Raw genomic sequence first — 15,282 nt, 5'->3', positions numbered from 1 at the left:
AAAACTGAATAAGCGTGTAAATATCCCTTTTCTTGCTAAACATCTGTTATAATCAGCCGCAATGGTGCACTGCAGTTTGTGCCAATCCTCGTGGTAATGCCTCAATTCATGCCTCGTCTGATAATCTTCCCTTGAAACTGCACCTGACGATATCGCCGGGATTGGGAAGATCTGGAGCTTCTCGTAATATGTCATTTGATTCTCTCGGCCTAAACGCCGACATCCTGCGTGCTGTTGAAGAGCAGGGCTATCTTGTGCCGACGCCAATACAGCGTCAGGCAATCCCTGTGGTACTGGAAGGCCGTGATTTAATGGCCAGTGCTCAAACCGGTACCGGTAAAACTGCGGGCTTCACCTTGCCGCTGTTGCAACTGCTTAACCAGAACCAAGAACCAATTAAAGGTCGTCGCCCGGTGCGCGCGTTGATTTTAACGCCAACTCGTGAACTGGCTGCGCAGATTGACGAAAACGTACAGAGTTACAGCAAATACCTGAAGCTGCGTTCGCTGGTGGTATTTGGTGGCGTTAGCATTAACCCACAGATGATGAAATTGCGTGGTGGTGTCGATATTTTGGTTGCCACTCCAGGCCGTTTACTGGATCTGGAACATCAGAACGCCGTTGACCTCTCCAAAATTGAGATTTTGGTGTTGGACGAAGCTGACCGCATGCTGGATATGGGCTTTATTCACGATATTCGTCGCGTATTGGCCAAACTGCCAGCTAAGCGCCAGAACCTGCTGTTCTCCGCTACCTTCTCTGATGAGATTAAAGGTTTGGCCAGCAAACTGCTGCACAACCCGGTCTCGGTTGAAGTGGCTCGCCGTAATACGGCTTCTGAGCAAATCACCCAAAGCGTTCATTTTGTGGATAAAAACCGCAAACGCGAGCTGTTATCTCAGATGATTGGCGAAGGCAACTGGCAGCAAGTGTTGGTGTTTAACCGCACTAAACACGGCGCGAACCATTTGGCCGAACAGCTGAATAAAGACGGCATCACTGCCGCCGCTATTCACGGTAATAAGAGCCAAGGCGCACGTACTCGTGCACTGGCTGATTTTAAAGACGGCAAAATCCGGGTACTGGTCGCGACTGATATCGCTGCTCGTGGTCTGGATATCGATCAGTTACCTCATGTGGTTAACTATGAGTTGCCAAACGTTCCAGAAGATTATGTGCACCGTATTGGCCGTACTGGCCGCGCGGAACGTACCGGTGAAGCGATTTCACTGGTTTGCGTTGATGAGCACAAACTGCTGCGTGATATCGAACGTTTGCTGAAACGTGAAATTCCACGCATTGCGCTGGAAGGCTATGAGCCGGACCCAAGCATTAAAGCTGATCCGATTCAAAATGGCCGCCAGGGCCGTGGCGCGCAACGTCCAGGAATGGGCCGTGGCAGCAGCGCAGGTCGTCCACAAAATGGGGGAGGGGCAGCAGGTCGTGGCGATAGTCGTAACAGTCGTCCACGTAGCCAGGCTGATGGTCAACGCCGTCCAGCCGGCCCGTCCTCTCGCGGACGTAGCCGCAATCCGGGCGAATAAGCTGCAAATGCTGTTTGCTGATGAAACCGCTTCTTCTTGGAGGCGGTTTTTTTTCATCTCAATTGCAGCGACGAAACGGTTATCCCTTGTTTTACGTCTCTATTCCCCCGTATTATTGCCGGTCTTTTTTAGGGTTATACTGGGTGGAGTTGATAGCCAGGGGCCGGAAAGTGTCATGGTATGAATAATGGATCGAGATAATTAGCATGCGGGTAATATTGGCACCGATGGAAGGTGTATTAGATTCACTGGTGCGCCAATTACTCAGTGAAGTGAATGATTATGACCTTTGTATCACCGAGTTCCTGCGAGTGGTCGATCAGCTATTGCCTGCGAAATCCTTCTACCGCTTGTGTCCTGAATTGCATAATCAAAGTCGCACTCAGTCTGGCACATTAGTTCGTATCCAATTACTGGGGCAGTATCCCGAGTGGCTGGCGGAAAACGCCGCCCGCGCAGTAGAACTTGGCTCATATGGCGTCGATTTAAACTGTGGTTGCCCTTCAAAGCTGGTTAACGGCAGTGGCGGTGGAGCCACATTGCTGAAAGATCCTGAACTGATTTATCAGGGCGCAAAGGCAATGCGTGAAGCTGTGCCTGCGCATTTACCGGTCACCGTTAAAATCCGCTTAGGTTGGGATTCTGGTGATCGTCAGTTTGAGATCGCCGATGCTGTACAGCAAGCAGGTGCGACAGAATTGGCGGTACATGGCCGAACCAAAGAAGATGGCTATCAGGCTGAACGGATCAACTGGCAGGCCATAGGCGAAATCCGCCAGCGCCTCACTATCCCGGTGATCGCCAACGGTGAAATCTGGGATTACCAGAGTGCGCAAGAGTGCATGAGCGTCACGGGCTGTGATGCAGTGATGTTAGGGCGCGGTGCGCTGAATGTCCCTAATCTGAGTCGCGTTGTTAAGTATAACGAACCGCGTATGCTGTGGCCGGAAGTGGTCAAACTGCTACAAAAATATGTACAGTTGGAAAAGCAGGGTGATACCGGTTTATATCATGTGGCGCGCATCAAACAGTGGCTAGGCTATCTACGTAAAGAATACAGTGAAGCTACGGACTTATTCAGTGAAATACGTGCGTTAAAAACCTCGAAAGATATCGCACTGGCAATTCAACGCATTTGATTTGCAGATATCTGTTAAGTTAATACTCAATCATTCAGTTATTAACTTTTTTGCACGGAAATAGGTAAGTAAAAGCTGTTGCAAACGGATCAACTGTACGTGTTTACAACAGTCATATTTATGAGATTTTTAATGCCCTTCATGCCGCATTATTTTGAGAATTTTACCGAAGCTTACTGTTTTAGTCGCCACTTTTTTCATTCCATCTTCTGGAAGATAGCTGAACTTAACATAAAGCACATTGCCATCGGCTTTCTCTTTATGGCTTAACTGCTTAATAACTTGGTACATTTCATTTATATTAGAAGGCATACCCGCAGCATCAGTTACGATAGTGCCAACCGGGACGAATTTTAATGCCTGCATGACAGTTTTACTCAACAGATCATGTAATGGGAATAAACCGCTAAAGCGCTTATGCGGCACATAATTTGTGATGCCCATATAAATATCAGGAAGATCTTTAATATGGTTTTCGATACCTCGAGTTTCGTTTTTAATCAAAAATTCTGAAATTTCGAGTGGCGTCCCGATTATCACTAAGGGCTTAATACCACTTCCTTTCTCAGAGAAGAGATAATCATTATTGCTACTTTTGACTGCTTTTTGCAGTTCGCCTCGATCCACGATAAGACTGTAATATTTCCCTTCTTTTACGATAGGCGCTGGCTCGCGCCATAGTGTAATCTCACTGGCAGATGCAGAGCCTACCTCCACTAAACCGCTCATAAGTAATATTAATGTAATAGGGGTATTTTTCATCAATAAGTTCCTTCTTAAGGTAGCTGCACGATAACGGCTAATAACTATTGTGCAATAATATAATATCTCTATTTATATGAAGATACATAAAGAAAGCATGCTCGTGCAGTGAAGTATAATACACAGGTTATGTCTAGCCCAGAAAGGACTAAAATAGAAATATACATTTAAAATGTTAATGATTAAGTTTCGAATTGATATTAGGCTACAAATTTATGAGGTTTGTAATAACGATTAAAGAGTATATAGTCACGCGAGTAAAAGACGCATTACACGCCTTTTATGATCAATGATAATGTATGGCTATTTCTTCTTGCGACCAATAAATTTAGCTATACCTAATAGGAATACAGCGCCAATAAAAATCAGTAATGCATCAACCCAAAATGTCAGTGATGTAAGATTTTCATCATGAATATCAGCTAAACCTGCCGCTATCAAAAATACACCGAAGATAATACCAAAAATTGTCGTTCCCATATTAATACCTATAAATCTGAATTATTAAAAATCATGCTGACAATTATAAGTCAATAATTAATTTAGCAGGATCTTTTTTACTACTATTGAGCTACAGTTTAGGTTTCTGCGGTTAATGCCTGCACAAATTTACTTCACCGTCATATAATCTACTTAAAGTAATCTCCCTGACCAAGGTATATCTAGTGGGCCTTGATTGTTTTATAAACAACCGTTATCGTTCAAAATACGCCTTACAATCACGACATGCCCTGTTACCACTGAAAAATGTTTACCTTTGGGCAATGATTACTCAGCCTTAATCTTTGTAACAATCATTTGGAGAATGTGTGATGCGCGGGGCATTGCTGTAATTTATAATGCGCTGGACCAACCACAATCACTCCCAACAACCTATTTAAGCTGATGAACATGCATGTGAAAATCCGTTCTGCATTATTAAGTATTTTGCTTTTATCGACTGGCATCAGTGTTGCCCCTTTAGCCGCAGCCAGTGGTGGAACGACTGAGACTAAAGGGAAGGCCCCCTTGGAGCTGGCGTCCGGGAGTGCAATGGTGGTTGATCTACAAACAAATAAAGTCATTTATGCCAATAATCCAGATGAAGTCGTCCCTATTGCGTCGATCACTAAACTGATGACAGCCATGGTGGTATTGGATGCTAAATTACCTCTCGATGAGATTATCTCCGTCGATATTCATCAAACTAAAGAGATGAAAGGGGTATTTTCGCGAGTTCGGGTCAACAGTGAAATTAGCCGAAAAGATATGCTGCTGCTGGCATTAATGTCGTCAGAAAACCGTGCTGCGGCCAGTCTGGCTCATCACTATCCTGGTGGTTATAACGCATTTATCAAGGCAATGAATGCGAAAGCCAAATCTTTGGGAATGACGAAAACACGTTATGTCGAACCCACCGGCCTGTCGATTAATAATGTCTCCACGGCTAGTGACCTGACAAAACTGCTGATAGCGACCAAGCAATATCCACTAATTGGGCAGTTGAGTACCACGACAGAGAAAATGGCCACTTTCCGTGACCCCAATTACACATTGCCTTTCCGTAATACTAACCATTTGGTTTATAACGATAAATGGAATATTCAGCTGACAAAAACGGGTTTTACTAACCAAGCTGGGCACTGTCTGGCGATGCGTACCGTTATTGGTAATCGCCCTGTCGCACTCGTGGTGTTAGATGCTTTTGGCAAGTATACCCACTTTGCTGATGCAAACCGCCTACGTAGTTGGATGGAAACCGGCAAAGCTGCACCGATTCCTGGTGCAGCGAAAAGCTATCGACAGCAAAAAGATACCCAAGCACGTTTAGCTCAGGTTTCAGAATAAGTATCTCAGGGGCATTGAATGGCAGAATTTGCAATTAAGGCTGTAAATTCTGCTTATAGCTTTAGTCTGAATGAAGATGATATAGGGCTGCCACTCAGATAACACTTTATTCAATGCGATAGGTGGTCATCATTTCTCTTGCCAGTACTTCAATTTTGACGTTTTGCCGATCCCAGGGTTAAAGCTGTTGGTTGGATCGTTCTGCTGATAAAACGCCCTCAATGCGGGTTTAGCAATATAAAGATGCCCGACATTATGCTCCGCTGGGTATTCCGCACCTTTGTCATTCAACAGCGCCAGCATCTTCTGTTTTAGTGCTTGGGTATCGACACCTTTCTTCACAATATAATCCTGATGGAATACATGACACAGGAAGTGGCCATAATAGAGCTTGGCGACCAGACATTGATCTATTTCCGGTGGAAGAGCCTCAAACCACTGCTCTTCATTGCGTCGTAGGGCAATATCCAGTGCCAGAATATCTTCCACTTTGTCTGAGTGAACAGCGTGATAGCGCACCGCAGCACCTGCTGCTGCAAATCGGTGTAAAAATGCCTTTTTACCTTCATCTGCGGTGCAGGTAATAAAATTACCTTCCGCTGTGGCAAAAAAGTCTTTCAAAAATTGCTGTGCTTCCGCAATGCCATCGCCTGACATTTTAAGCAGTAGATGATGCTCATATTTATTACGATACGTTTTAAGGCGCTTAGGCAGATGATTAGGCAGTACCTGGCTGAAGCCTTGCATTACCCGATCTGTTAAGTGGTCGATGAGAAAAGGGACTTTACTCAAACGGGCATCAATTTTGCCTTTTAAGCTAAAGAAGCGGGGGATGTTATTGGTACCGATCCTATTTATCATGATAAAAGTGTCTTTGCCGTACACTTCGGCGATATCGAAAATATCGCGGTGCATATACTCGCCAGCTACAGGCAACTGCTTGAAGTCACGTAAAATAGCGCGGCGTAATTCAGTCAACACTTGGGTTTGATTGGTACCGATATAAAAGACTTGCTGCTGTTTTTCACTCGGGAAAGTATCCAGTCGTACGGCAAATATCGCTAATTTACCGGCGCAGCCGGAAGCTTCAAATAAGCGTCTGGGATCAGCATTAAAGCGGGAAGGGGTCGGTGCATCAATATCTCGGACTCGAGTGGCATATTCGTGGTCTGAGGTTTGTTCTGCGCCTTGTTTAATATCACTGGCTCGATATTCACCTTGTTCCAGACGTTGCAGGATCTCTTCGGGTGTATTGCCTAAATCTATTCCTAAGTGATTAATTAATTGTAATTCACCTTGTGTATCAATTTGCGCATACAGTGCCATTTCAGTGTATGCCGGCCCTCGTTGAACCAAAGATCCACCTGAGTTATTACAAATACCGCCAACCACGGAAGCGCCAATACAAGATGACCCAATCACTGAATGCGGTTCACGATCATAAGGTTTCAGCAGTTTCTCTAGCTGATTCAGAGTACTCCCAGGAAAACCAATAACTTGCTTACCATCATTCAATAACTGAATTTGATTGAGGCGCAAAGTATTCAGTATGACAATCGGTCTATCGTAATCATTGCCGCTGGGTGTGGAACCTTCAGTTAACCCGGTATTGGCTGCCTGCATGATAACAATGGTATCGGCTGCCACACAGGCTTGTAGCAATTGCCATTGCTGCCATAACGTTGAAGGGAATACTACGGCGAGGGCTTCCCCCACCCCAGAGCGGAAACCCTTACGATATCGCTCGGTCTGCCGTTCGCTGGTGAGCAAGTAACGTGCACCCACAATATGCTGCAACTGATTCAGCAAGGTTTGCGTTTTTTCATTATTGGCGTGATTCATTGGCGTGATTTCCTGTCATGGCAGTGATTTATTTATATCACTGGGCATTACACCCGCGTTCAGATCTATATGAAACGGATATGTCAGTGCCATGAAGTAAACATGAGGCAGGAGAGGCTTTCTCGATAAATCGTTTTCTTTGTGAGCAACCTCACATTATTAGCGCTTATGCTGCTTTCAATCATCGTTGTTATCATGACTTTAATATTATTAACATTAATGATTTTGCAAGAAAGTTACCCAATGAATGTGGACGGGGAGCTCCATTCGATGTTTCGATAATCATTTTGATCATGGCACGATGAGGTATAGGATCGGGATTAATCATTACACGGATCAGTAAGGTATTCTATGAGTGAGCATTTTGTTGGTAAATATGAAGTTGAGTTAAAGTTCCATATCTCGAATATCGACCAATTACATGAACAGCTGAAGATATATCAAGCAACACCATTTACCCTAAATAATCATGAAAAAGATATCTATCTGGAAGCTAACGGTGGTGAATTAGCCGCTAACAAGATCAGTATGGTTTTACGGGAGATGAACCCATCGGGCATTCGGTTATGGATAATCAAAGGTCCGGGAACAGAGCGTTGTGAAGCCAGCAATATTGAAGATATCGATAAAGTGAAAAGCATGTTGGGCACATTAGGGTATCAGCCTGCATTTACACTGGAAAAACAACGCAGTATCTATTTTGTTGGGAAGTTTCACGTCACGCTGGATAACTTGGTAGGGCTGGGTGACTTTGCTGAAATAGCCATCATGACTGATGATGCAACAGCACTTAATCGTCTGGAGACTGAATGTCGACATTTAGCCGACAAACTAGGATTATTATCAGCACAGCAGGAGTACCGTTCATACCGGCAATTATTGGGTTTCTAGCTACTCAATACCCATTAAGATGATCATTAAGCAATATGGGTCGCCATAAATTCCGCGACCAAACAGGCTTATTTTTTCATCAATGACTTTAGGTTTGCGAATGGGTTGTGGGTTGCCACTCCCTGATCATTCTGGGCGTCATCGCCAGCGATCACAGTTGAACCATATTGATCCGCTTCGGTGTATTTAGAATGTTCATGATCATGGCAAAAAAGGCATAACATCTCCCAATTGCTACCATCTTCGGGATTATTGCTGTGATCATGGTCAACATGGTGAACCGTCAGTTCTCGCAGATTGGAATAAACAAACTCCCGCGAACATTTACCACAAACCCATGGGAAAATCTTCAGCGCTTTCTCCCGATAGCCACTCTCTAAGCGGGTGTAATTCTTCGGTATATATGCCATGTGAACCTTCAATTTCGCGCCAAATAATGTACTTATTCTAGCGTGAAATCCGGTTGTAGACTATCCACTATTGATTATTAATATCTCGATAGCGGTCTATAATTACCACTGAATTACTTAGGAACTTACTGAATCAATTACAAAAACAGCAGGTTTATATATTTGTCGTATTCAGTGGGTTTTTGAGACTTTTGCTGATGATTTAAAGGGCACTGACGTTTTACACTATCCCCAAGTTCTTACCACCTCATGGTGTGACTATCAGCATGTTTTACATTATCAGTATAAAGTTATTAGCATGAAATTATCCGTATCCCGCTAATAGACTAATTTTACGGTAGGCATGCAGTATTTTACGGCAGGCATACAGAGTGTTTCGCCTGAAATCCTTTGCCGATACAGTTGAGGCGATATGAAAGAATCTGAAGTGCTGGCCGAAGTCAGTAATGAAAATCAAACGTTAGTCGCCGTGGTGCAGCAGGACCAGCGGGTGGTGTACTTCTATATCTATCCGCAGGAAGCGTTTGAAGAGCGTTTCCCCGTTCGCGCCTGCTGGGTAAGGAATTTGGTCGCGGCGCCACAATCGGCTGATAATGCGGCACTTGAACAAGGCTTGGCCCCCAGATTAGCGGCTGAGTTTTGCCGCAATGTGGCTGGTGAGGCTGAACTTGACCCACAATTTATTAGGGTAGTCTGGTCAGAAAGTGATGATGGCGCTGCATTGTGGTATCAGGGCCAATTGCTGGCGATTATTCCGGGCTGGAGTTTATATATTGATCACTCCATTTGCTATTCTGCCAGCTGTATTAAAGATAACCCTCTGACATTGCCTCTTGGCTCCGCTTCAACCAATATTCAGTACGCTAACGCACAAAATACACGTCAATTTTGGCGAAATTGGCAGCAGGAAGAAGGGAATCCGTGGCTGGCGTTACAGGCCGAATACATTCAATGTTATGAACAACACTTCGGTCCTTCATTGAAATATTATGCCATTGACCAAGGAAAGTGGCCGCCAATGGCCATTTCTCAGCATGAGAAAGAGGGTATATATTATTTTCTGACATTGGGTGTCAGTATTCGCCCTCAGCCATGGGTCGAAATATTATTCAATGATGATGCGGCTAAATATCGGCGTTTGGAGATGGCAATAGCGATCGATGGGCAATATGTTAATGAGGAAAATGCCATTCATATGGCGAGTGCATTGGCTGGATTTTCTCATGTTCCCTGGGGCAAAATAACGTGGCTAGGAGAGGGGCATACATTGGAGTCGACCGTTGCCCCTCAAGGCTATGAAGGCTACATTTTATCGTCAGAGTTATATGCTGATGCCGATAATCTTGCATTGCCCCTGCAGCAAGGCGACCCAGTCAATATATATTGGGCTAGCCCTATCTTTACCAGTGAAAGGGAGTTTGCTCATAGTACGCCAAATGGTGGGATTGATTTGCTGAAAAAGCTACAGCAACAGGGTGTTAACCAGATTTTTGTACCGCGTCAGCCAGTTATTTGATTTGTGCTGAATATGACTAATCTGATTTGCAGATTTTGTTATTCGGGTCTTAACTTAATGATGATGATAGCTGTTTTAGCGTTGTGATACTGAGTTTGTCATGTTTGTTTAAGATCTTATGTTGAAGGCCAAAAGCAAAATGTGAACGACAAGTGATTCACAAAGTCGCTAAGTCAGCTGTCAGCGAAAATTAATTTTATGGAGGTGCTTATGGGCATACTATCTTGGATTATTTTTGGTCTTATTGCCGGTATTTTGGCTAAATGGATTATGCCCGGAGAGGATGGCGGTGGCTTTATTATGACCGTAATTCTCGGTGTGATCGGTGCACTGGTTGGGGGCTATATCAGTACCTTCTTTGGTATGGGTAGAGTTGATGGATTTAACCTTGGTAGCTTTGTGGTTGCAGTTATCGGTTCGTTAGTTGTTCTGTTTGTCTACCGAAAGTTAAGAAGTTAGCGCCGCCTAAGAGACTTGTGATAATGGCATAAAATAGTCATTACTCACTAAAATCTGTTTCCTTCAGAATATAAGAAAGGTGGCTATTTATTGTCACCTTTCTCTCATAAAACCATCATCAATATGCAATAAAAATATCCGTTAATGGCTCATGACTACAGGCAATCTGAGAGACATGATATGGGCCAGGCATTACGTAAATTCACTGTGGCTGATTATCCGGCTACGGTGCAAGAACCGCGTAAGAAGGTACTTGCCGTTAAAGGATTAGTTAAAGCGTACAAATCACAGCATCGCGTTTTAGATGATATTAATTTCGAACTTCATGCGGGTGAATTTGTCGCAATTATTGGCCGATCTGGTGCGGGTAAATCCACATTGCTGCATGTTTTAAATGGCACTATCCCAAGCAGTGCGGGTGAAATCATTAATTATCATGACAATGGCGAGACGCAGAATATTGCAGCACTCACTGCAAAGCAAATGCGTCAATGGCGTGCCAAATGCGGCATGATTTTTCAAGATTTTTGTCTGGTTCCCCGCCTCGATGTTATTACCAATGTGTTATTAGGCCGCCTTAGTTATACCTCAACACTAAAATCATTCTTCAAAATATTCGCTGAGCAAGATCGAGCCAGAGCAATCGAGTTATTGCAATGGCTTAATATGTTGCCCCATGCCCTACAGCGTGCAGAGAACCTCTCTGGTGGTCAAATGCAGCGAGTGGCCATTTGCCGCGCCATGATGCAGAACCCCAAAATATTATTGGCCGATGAGCCTGTCGCTTCTTTGGATCCAAAAAATACAACTCGCATTATGAATACTTTACAGAAAATCAGTGAAAACGATATTGCTGTGGTGGTGAATTTACACTCTGTTGATTTAGTCAAAGATTACTGTACCCGCGTCATTGGTATTGCGCATGGAAAAATTGTTTTCGACGGACCTCCGTCGCTACTGAATGACACCATTATTCAAGATATTTATAGCGATGAATCAACTGATCTTTTGCATTAATCCCTACTTATCCCTTTACCAGAATAGGTTATTTTAATGAAAAAAGTACTTTGTCTTACCTCATTATTGGCAAGCATGATGGTATTTAATGCTACCGCAGCGGATGCACCAAAAGAGATTAATCTGGGTATTCTTGGTGGGCAGAATGCGACACAGCAAATTGGCGATAACATGTGTGTCAAAGAGTTCTTGGATAAAGAATTAAATGTAAAAACGAATTTGCATAACGCATCTGATTATTCTGGTGTTATCCAAGGTCTATTGGGTGGGAAGATTGACTTGGTATTAAGTATGTCTCCATCCTCTTTTGCCTCTGTTTATATCAAAGATCCTAAAGCTGTTGATATTGTTGGTATTGCAATCGATGATACTGATAAATCGCGTGGTTATCACTCAGTTGTTGTGGTAAAAGCAGATAGCCCTTATCAGAAGATTGAAGATTTGAAAGGCAAAGCATTTGGCTTTGCTGACCCTGATTCAACGTCAGGTTTCCTGATCCCCAATCAAAGTTTTAAGCAGAAATTTGGTGGGACGCCAGATAATAAATATAACGATTTCTTCTCTAGCGTGACTTTTTCTGGTGGTCATGAGCAAGATATCCTCGGGGTTATCAATGGCCAGTTTGCCGGTGCGGTGACTTGGGCCTCAATGATCGGTGATTATAATACCGGCTATACCAGCGGCGCATTTACCCGCATGATCCGCATGGATCACCCTGATTTAATGAAACAGATCCGCATTATCTGGCAATCTCCATTGATACCAAATGGCCCGATTTTAGTGCGTAGTGCATTACCCCCTGAGTTTAAAGCGCAACTAGTCGCTGCGGTTAAAAAATTGGACAAAGAAGATCACGGTTGCTTTATTAAAGCGATGGGCGGCAAGCAGCATATTGGTGAAACATCACTTAGCGAGTATCAAAATATCATTGATATGAAGCGCGAATTAACCAAAGGTGATCGTTAAGTCGATCCGGCGGATAAATAATATAGCTCTGGCTTAGCCGGAGCTATTGCTTTTAGGTGGTAGCTCATTTTGAATACAGACTTTAACCACTACTATCAGCAGATACGCGGCAAACAGAAACGTGAAACGTTGATTTGGTCATTAACACTGGCAATTATCTATCTTGGCGCAGGAAGTATCGCTGAGTTTAATCTGCATACTGTTTTTATTTCCATTCCAAATTTCTTTGATTATTTGGCTGAAACTATCCCGGTCCTCCACTGGCAAAAATTATTTGCGGATGGCCATACAGAAGGCTCTTTTGCTTATTGGGGTTATCGGCTACCTATTCAGTTACCGCTGATTTGGGAAACACTACAATTGGCGGTGGCATCAACTATTTTATCAGTGATAGTTGCCACTATTCTTGCCTTTTTGGCAGCGAATAATACGCAAAGCCTGCCTTGGTTGCGCTTATTTATTCGAACCTTCGTTGCATTTTTGCGCACCATGCCTGAATTAGCTTGGGCGGTGATGTTTGTCATGGCATTTGGAATTGGCGCTATCCCTGGTTTTCTGGCACTTGCGTTGCACACTATTGGCAGCCTGACCAAGCTATTTTATGAATCGCTGGAAACAGCATCAGATAAGCCTGTTCGCGGCTTGGCGGCTTGCGGTGCTGGTAAATTGCAACGAATGCGCTTTGCTCTTTGGCCACAGGTAAAACCTATTTTCCTCTCTTATAGTTTTATGCGTCTGGAAATTAACTTCCGCCAATCAACAATTTTAGGTCTGGTAGGGGCCGGGGGCATAGGACAGGAGCTGATGACCTCGATAAAACTAGATCGTTATGATCAAGTCAGCATGACGTTATTACTTATTATTATTGTGGTTTCACTGTTGGATTACGCATCCGGTAAATTACGTAAGCGAGTTGTAGAAGGAGCGTCATAATGTTGACTTATCACCTGACAGTGGAGCAGATATCAGCGCTCAAACAACAACATCCACAGCTTTTTTTACAGCAAAAACGCTATGTCAGACTCGTTGCAGCGATTACAGTGGGGATTTTTTTGTATTACCTTTTTTTCTTCACAGTATTTGGTATTCCTTGGCAGACATTGACTCATGGCAGCCAGCAAATAAGCCGCTATTTTTTACGTATGTTTGTTTGGCATGATTTTATTAACTGGCCATTTAAATATTATTTCAGTCAGATATTTATCACTTTAGCCATTGTTTTTGCCGGGACACTTACAGCGACATTAATTGCTCTACCTTTATCATTCCTGGCTGCACGGAATGTCATGTCAACACCGGGCTTACGTATTATTTCCTTTATGATTCGCCGCTTCCTGGATATCTTCCGGGGCATTGATATGGCCATTTGGGGATTGATTTTTGTTCGTGCCGTAGGCATGGGGCCACTGGCTGGGGTGCTGGCTATTATCATGCAAGATATGGGGTTGCTGGGCAAACTCTATGCTGAAGGGCATGAAGCTGTGGATAAATCACCCAATCGTGGCCTGACGGCGATGGGGGCGAATGCACTACAAAAGCATCGTTTTGGTATTTTTACTCAGTCCTTTCCCACATTTCTGGCGTTAAGTCTTTATCAAATTGAATCTAATACTCGTTCGGCAGCCGTCTTAGGTTTTGTCGGGGCGGGGGGTATTGGCTTGGTTTATGCTGAGAATATGCGGTTATGGAACTGGGATGTTGTGATGTTTATTACATTAATCATGGTGGTTATCGTCATGATCATGGATAAAATATCTGCGACTCTACGCAGAAAATATATCATTGGCGAGGATGTCTCACTTTATCAGCCCGTCAATGGTATTAAGTCTACTATCTGATATCTCATAGTAATGAAAGGTTAAGGTGATAGCTAAATAATGTTTAGCCTTAATCTTTCAATCATCACCTTAATATAATATTAATTGTTCTCTATGAATAATATTGCTAACAGCGCATATTATCTATTTTGATGTATGACCATCAATCAGATTTACATTGAGAAAATCAACGTTGATCTATACAATACGGCCCGCTAGACGTTAAAGAAATGTTTTGTTTTTCTTGCGATATTCGCTACGTCTAATCTAAATAATAGGAATAGGGCAGTAATATGATGAACAACGATGTGCTACGTAGTGTTCGCTACATGCTTAACGTAAATGATACCAAGATAACAGAAATCATTAAGCTGGCTGATTTTGACGTGAACAATGCGGATGTCGTTAATTTTCTTAAAAAAGAAGATGAAGCTGGTTATCAGGATTGTCCTGATCTGGTGATGGCACATTTCCTTAACGGCCTGATTTTCTTTCGCCGCGGTAAAGATGACAAGTTCCCAGCACCTGCGGTAGAACCCGTCATTACTAACAATATTGTGCTAAAAAAACTGCGTGTTGCATTTGAGTTGAAAGATACCGATATGCACGACGTGTTTAACGCTGTTGAATTCCCAGTGTCAAAACCAGAGCTGAATGCCTTGTTCCGTAAAGAGGGCAGCAAAAACTTCCGCCCTTGCGGTGATCAGGTTTTACGTTATTTCCTGAAAGGTTTGACTTTACGTATTCGTGGCCCTAAAAAGTAAAATTAATGATATCGGCCAACAGTTGTTATATTGATATAAGCAACTGATACATATTAGTAATAAGAAAACAGGAGTGGTAATCTGCCATTCCTGTTTTTCGTTAAAATTAACGCTCTCATTTCTGAACTAATTGCTCTCTTTTTTATTGCTAATATTTAATAACCCCTCACATTAAGACTCCCATCTTTTGCACTATCTGTGCTCATGCCTTGCGCATTAATGGTGCAGATATTTCGCTGATATATTCGGTTATTTGACCGAGAGTTATATATTCTTCAATTAAATTATCAAGATATAAAACTGGCATGGCGATTGCGCAGAGTAATTC

General features: G+C 43.2%; 15 protein-coding genes. 11 read left to right on the top strand and 4 right to left on the bottom strand.

The features are described 5' to 3' along the window. The first annotated feature begins 188 nt into the window (after positions 1–188). On the top strand, positions 189–1,544 hold the full coding sequence (gene rhlE, locus ACZ76_RS02470) for an ATP-dependent RNA helicase RhlE (RefSeq protein ID WP_004877142.1): 1,356 nt from the start codon (positions 189–191) through the stop codon (positions 1,542–1,544). A gap of 206 nt (positions 1,545–1,750) precedes the next feature. Next, positions 1,751–2,683: a tRNA dihydrouridine(16) synthase DusC gene (dusC, locus tag ACZ76_RS02465; RefSeq protein ID WP_048616492.1), complete on the top strand. Its 933-nt coding sequence runs from the start codon at positions 1,751–1,753 to the stop codon at positions 2,681–2,683. Positions 2,684–2,812: 129 nt separating this feature from the next. On the opposite strand, the gene ACZ76_RS02460 is transcribed toward dusC, so the two are convergent. Both ACZ76_RS02460 and ACZ76_RS19400 read right to left on the bottom strand, forming a co-directional pair. After that, on the bottom strand, positions 2,813–3,445 hold the full coding sequence (locus tag ACZ76_RS02460) for a hypothetical protein (RefSeq protein ID WP_048616490.1): 633 nt from the start codon (positions 3,443–3,445) through the stop codon (positions 2,813–2,815). Between the two features lie 303 nt (positions 3,446–3,748). Next, complete coding sequence (locus ACZ76_RS19400; RefSeq protein WP_048616487.1) at positions 3,749–3,925, bottom strand: hypothetical protein; 177 nt, start codon at positions 3,923–3,925, stop codon at positions 3,749–3,751. Positions 3,926–4,336: 411 nt separating this feature from the next. Here ACZ76_RS19400 and pbpG point away from each other — a divergent pair, with 411 nt between their 5' ends. Beyond that, entirely contained in the window at positions 4,337–5,272 is a 936-nt protein-coding gene (pbpG, locus tag ACZ76_RS02450; RefSeq protein ID WP_048616486.1) for a D-alanyl-D-alanine endopeptidase, read from the top strand. A 129-nt stretch (positions 5,273–5,401) separates the two neighbouring features. Here the strand turns inward: pbpG and dld are convergent, their stop codons facing one another. After that, entirely contained in the window at positions 5,402–7,114 is a 1,713-nt protein-coding gene (dld, locus tag ACZ76_RS02445) for a D-lactate dehydrogenase (RefSeq protein ID WP_048616484.1), read from the bottom strand. Between the two features lie 351 nt (positions 7,115–7,465). Between dld and ACZ76_RS02440 the strand changes: the two genes are divergently transcribed. Next, a complete protein-coding gene (locus tag ACZ76_RS02440) occupies positions 7,466–8,005 on the top strand; it encodes a class IV adenylate cyclase (protein ID WP_048616481.1) in 540 nt (179 codons plus the stop codon). A gap of 68 nt (positions 8,006–8,073) precedes the next feature. On the opposite strand, the gene yajD is transcribed toward ACZ76_RS02440, so the two are convergent. Further along, a complete protein-coding gene (gene yajD, locus ACZ76_RS02435; protein ID WP_048616480.1) occupies positions 8,074–8,415 on the bottom strand; it encodes an HNH nuclease YajD in 342 nt (113 codons plus the stop codon). Positions 8,416–8,827: 412 nt separating this feature from the next. Between yajD and ACZ76_RS02430 the strand changes: the two genes are divergently transcribed. From ACZ76_RS02430 to ACZ76_RS02400, 7 genes are all read left to right on the top strand, one after another. Further along, positions 8,828–9,931, top strand: a complete 1,104-nt coding sequence (locus ACZ76_RS02430; RefSeq protein ID WP_048616478.1) for a suppressor of fused domain protein — start codon at positions 8,828–8,830, stop codon at positions 9,929–9,931. A gap of 210 nt (positions 9,932–10,141) precedes the next feature. Continuing rightward, positions 10,142–10,390 carry a GlsB/YeaQ/YmgE family stress response membrane protein gene (locus ACZ76_RS02425; RefSeq protein ID WP_048616476.1) on the top strand — a complete coding sequence of 83 codons (249 nt, stop codon included), beginning with the start codon at positions 10,142–10,144 and terminating at the stop codon, positions 10,388–10,390. A 180-nt stretch (positions 10,391–10,570) separates the two neighbouring features. Then, entirely contained in the window at positions 10,571–11,407 is an 837-nt protein-coding gene (gene phnC, locus ACZ76_RS02420) for a phosphonate ABC transporter ATP-binding protein (protein ID WP_048616474.1), read from the top strand. Positions 11,408–11,443: 36 nt separating this feature from the next. Then, positions 11,444–12,373 carry a phosphonate ABC transporter substrate-binding protein gene (gene phnD / locus ACZ76_RS02415; RefSeq protein ID WP_048616472.1) on the top strand — a complete coding sequence of 310 codons (930 nt, stop codon included), beginning with the start codon at positions 11,444–11,446 and terminating at the stop codon, positions 12,371–12,373. 69 nt (positions 12,374–12,442) lie between these two features. Beyond that, complete coding sequence (gene phnE, locus ACZ76_RS02410) at positions 12,443–13,306, top strand: phosphonate ABC transporter, permease protein PhnE (protein ID WP_048616470.1); 864 nt, start codon at positions 12,443–12,445, stop codon at positions 13,304–13,306. Next, positions 13,306–14,211: a phosphonate ABC transporter, permease protein PhnE gene (gene phnE, locus ACZ76_RS02405; RefSeq protein ID WP_048616468.1), complete on the top strand. Its 906-nt coding sequence runs from the start codon at positions 13,306–13,308 to the stop codon at positions 14,209–14,211. The genes phnE (ACZ76_RS02410) and phnE (ACZ76_RS02405) overlap by 1 nt, the downstream gene beginning before the upstream one ends. 272 nt (positions 14,212–14,483) lie before the next feature. Next, on the top strand, positions 14,484–14,954 hold the full coding sequence (locus tag ACZ76_RS02400; RefSeq protein WP_005274408.1) for a YehS family protein: 471 nt from the start codon (positions 14,484–14,486) through the stop codon (positions 14,952–14,954). Positions 14,955–15,282: the final 328 nt, after the last annotated feature.

The organism is Yersinia aleksiciae (genome assembly GCF_001047675.1).
GTDB lineage: Bacteria > Pseudomonadota > Gammaproteobacteria > Enterobacterales > Enterobacteriaceae > Yersinia > Yersinia aleksiciae.
Note: the sequence above shows the minus strand (reverse complement) of the source record. Positions and strands in the feature narration are given on the sequence as shown.

Excerpts from the sequence above, each read along its gene's own strand:
- ACZ76_RS02400 (WP_005274408.1), top strand. The coding sequence starts at position 14,484 with ATGATGAACAACGATGTGCTACGTAGTGTTCGCTACATGCTTAACGTA.
- dusC (WP_048616492.1), top strand. The coding sequence starts at position 1,751 with ATGCGGGTAATATTGGCACCGATGGAAGGTGTATTAGATTCACTGGTG.
- phnD (WP_048616472.1), top strand. The coding sequence starts at position 11,444 with ATGAAAAAAGTACTTTGTCTTACCTCATTATTGGCAAGCATGATGGTA.
- yajD (WP_048616480.1), bottom strand. The coding sequence starts at position 8,415 with ATGGCATATATACCGAAGAATTACACCCGCTTAGAGAGTGGCTATCGG.
- dld (WP_048616484.1), bottom strand. The coding sequence starts at position 7,114 with ATGAATCACGCCAATAATGAAAAAACGCAAACCTTGCTGAATCAGTTG.
- rhlE (WP_004877142.1), top strand. The coding sequence starts at position 189 with ATGTCATTTGATTCTCTCGGCCTAAACGCCGACATCCTGCGTGCTGTT.
- pbpG (WP_048616486.1), top strand. The coding sequence starts at position 4,337 with ATGCATGTGAAAATCCGTTCTGCATTATTAAGTATTTTGCTTTTATCG.
- phnE (WP_048616468.1), top strand. The coding sequence starts at position 13,306 with ATGTTGACTTATCACCTGACAGTGGAGCAGATATCAGCGCTCAAACAA.
- ACZ76_RS02460 (WP_048616490.1), bottom strand. The coding sequence starts at position 3,445 with ATGAAAAATACCCCTATTACATTAATATTACTTATGAGCGGTTTAGTG.
- ACZ76_RS02440 (WP_048616481.1), top strand. The coding sequence starts at position 7,466 with ATGAGTGAGCATTTTGTTGGTAAATATGAAGTTGAGTTAAAGTTCCAT.
- ACZ76_RS02425 (WP_048616476.1), top strand. The coding sequence starts at position 10,142 with ATGGGCATACTATCTTGGATTATTTTTGGTCTTATTGCCGGTATTTTG.
- phnC (WP_048616474.1), top strand. The coding sequence starts at position 10,571 with ATGGGCCAGGCATTACGTAAATTCACTGTGGCTGATTATCCGGCTACG.
- ACZ76_RS19400 (WP_048616487.1), bottom strand. The coding sequence starts at position 3,925 with ATGGGAACGACAATTTTTGGTATTATCTTCGGTGTATTTTTGATAGCG.
- ACZ76_RS02430 (WP_048616478.1), top strand. The coding sequence starts at position 8,828 with ATGAAAGAATCTGAAGTGCTGGCCGAAGTCAGTAATGAAAATCAAACG.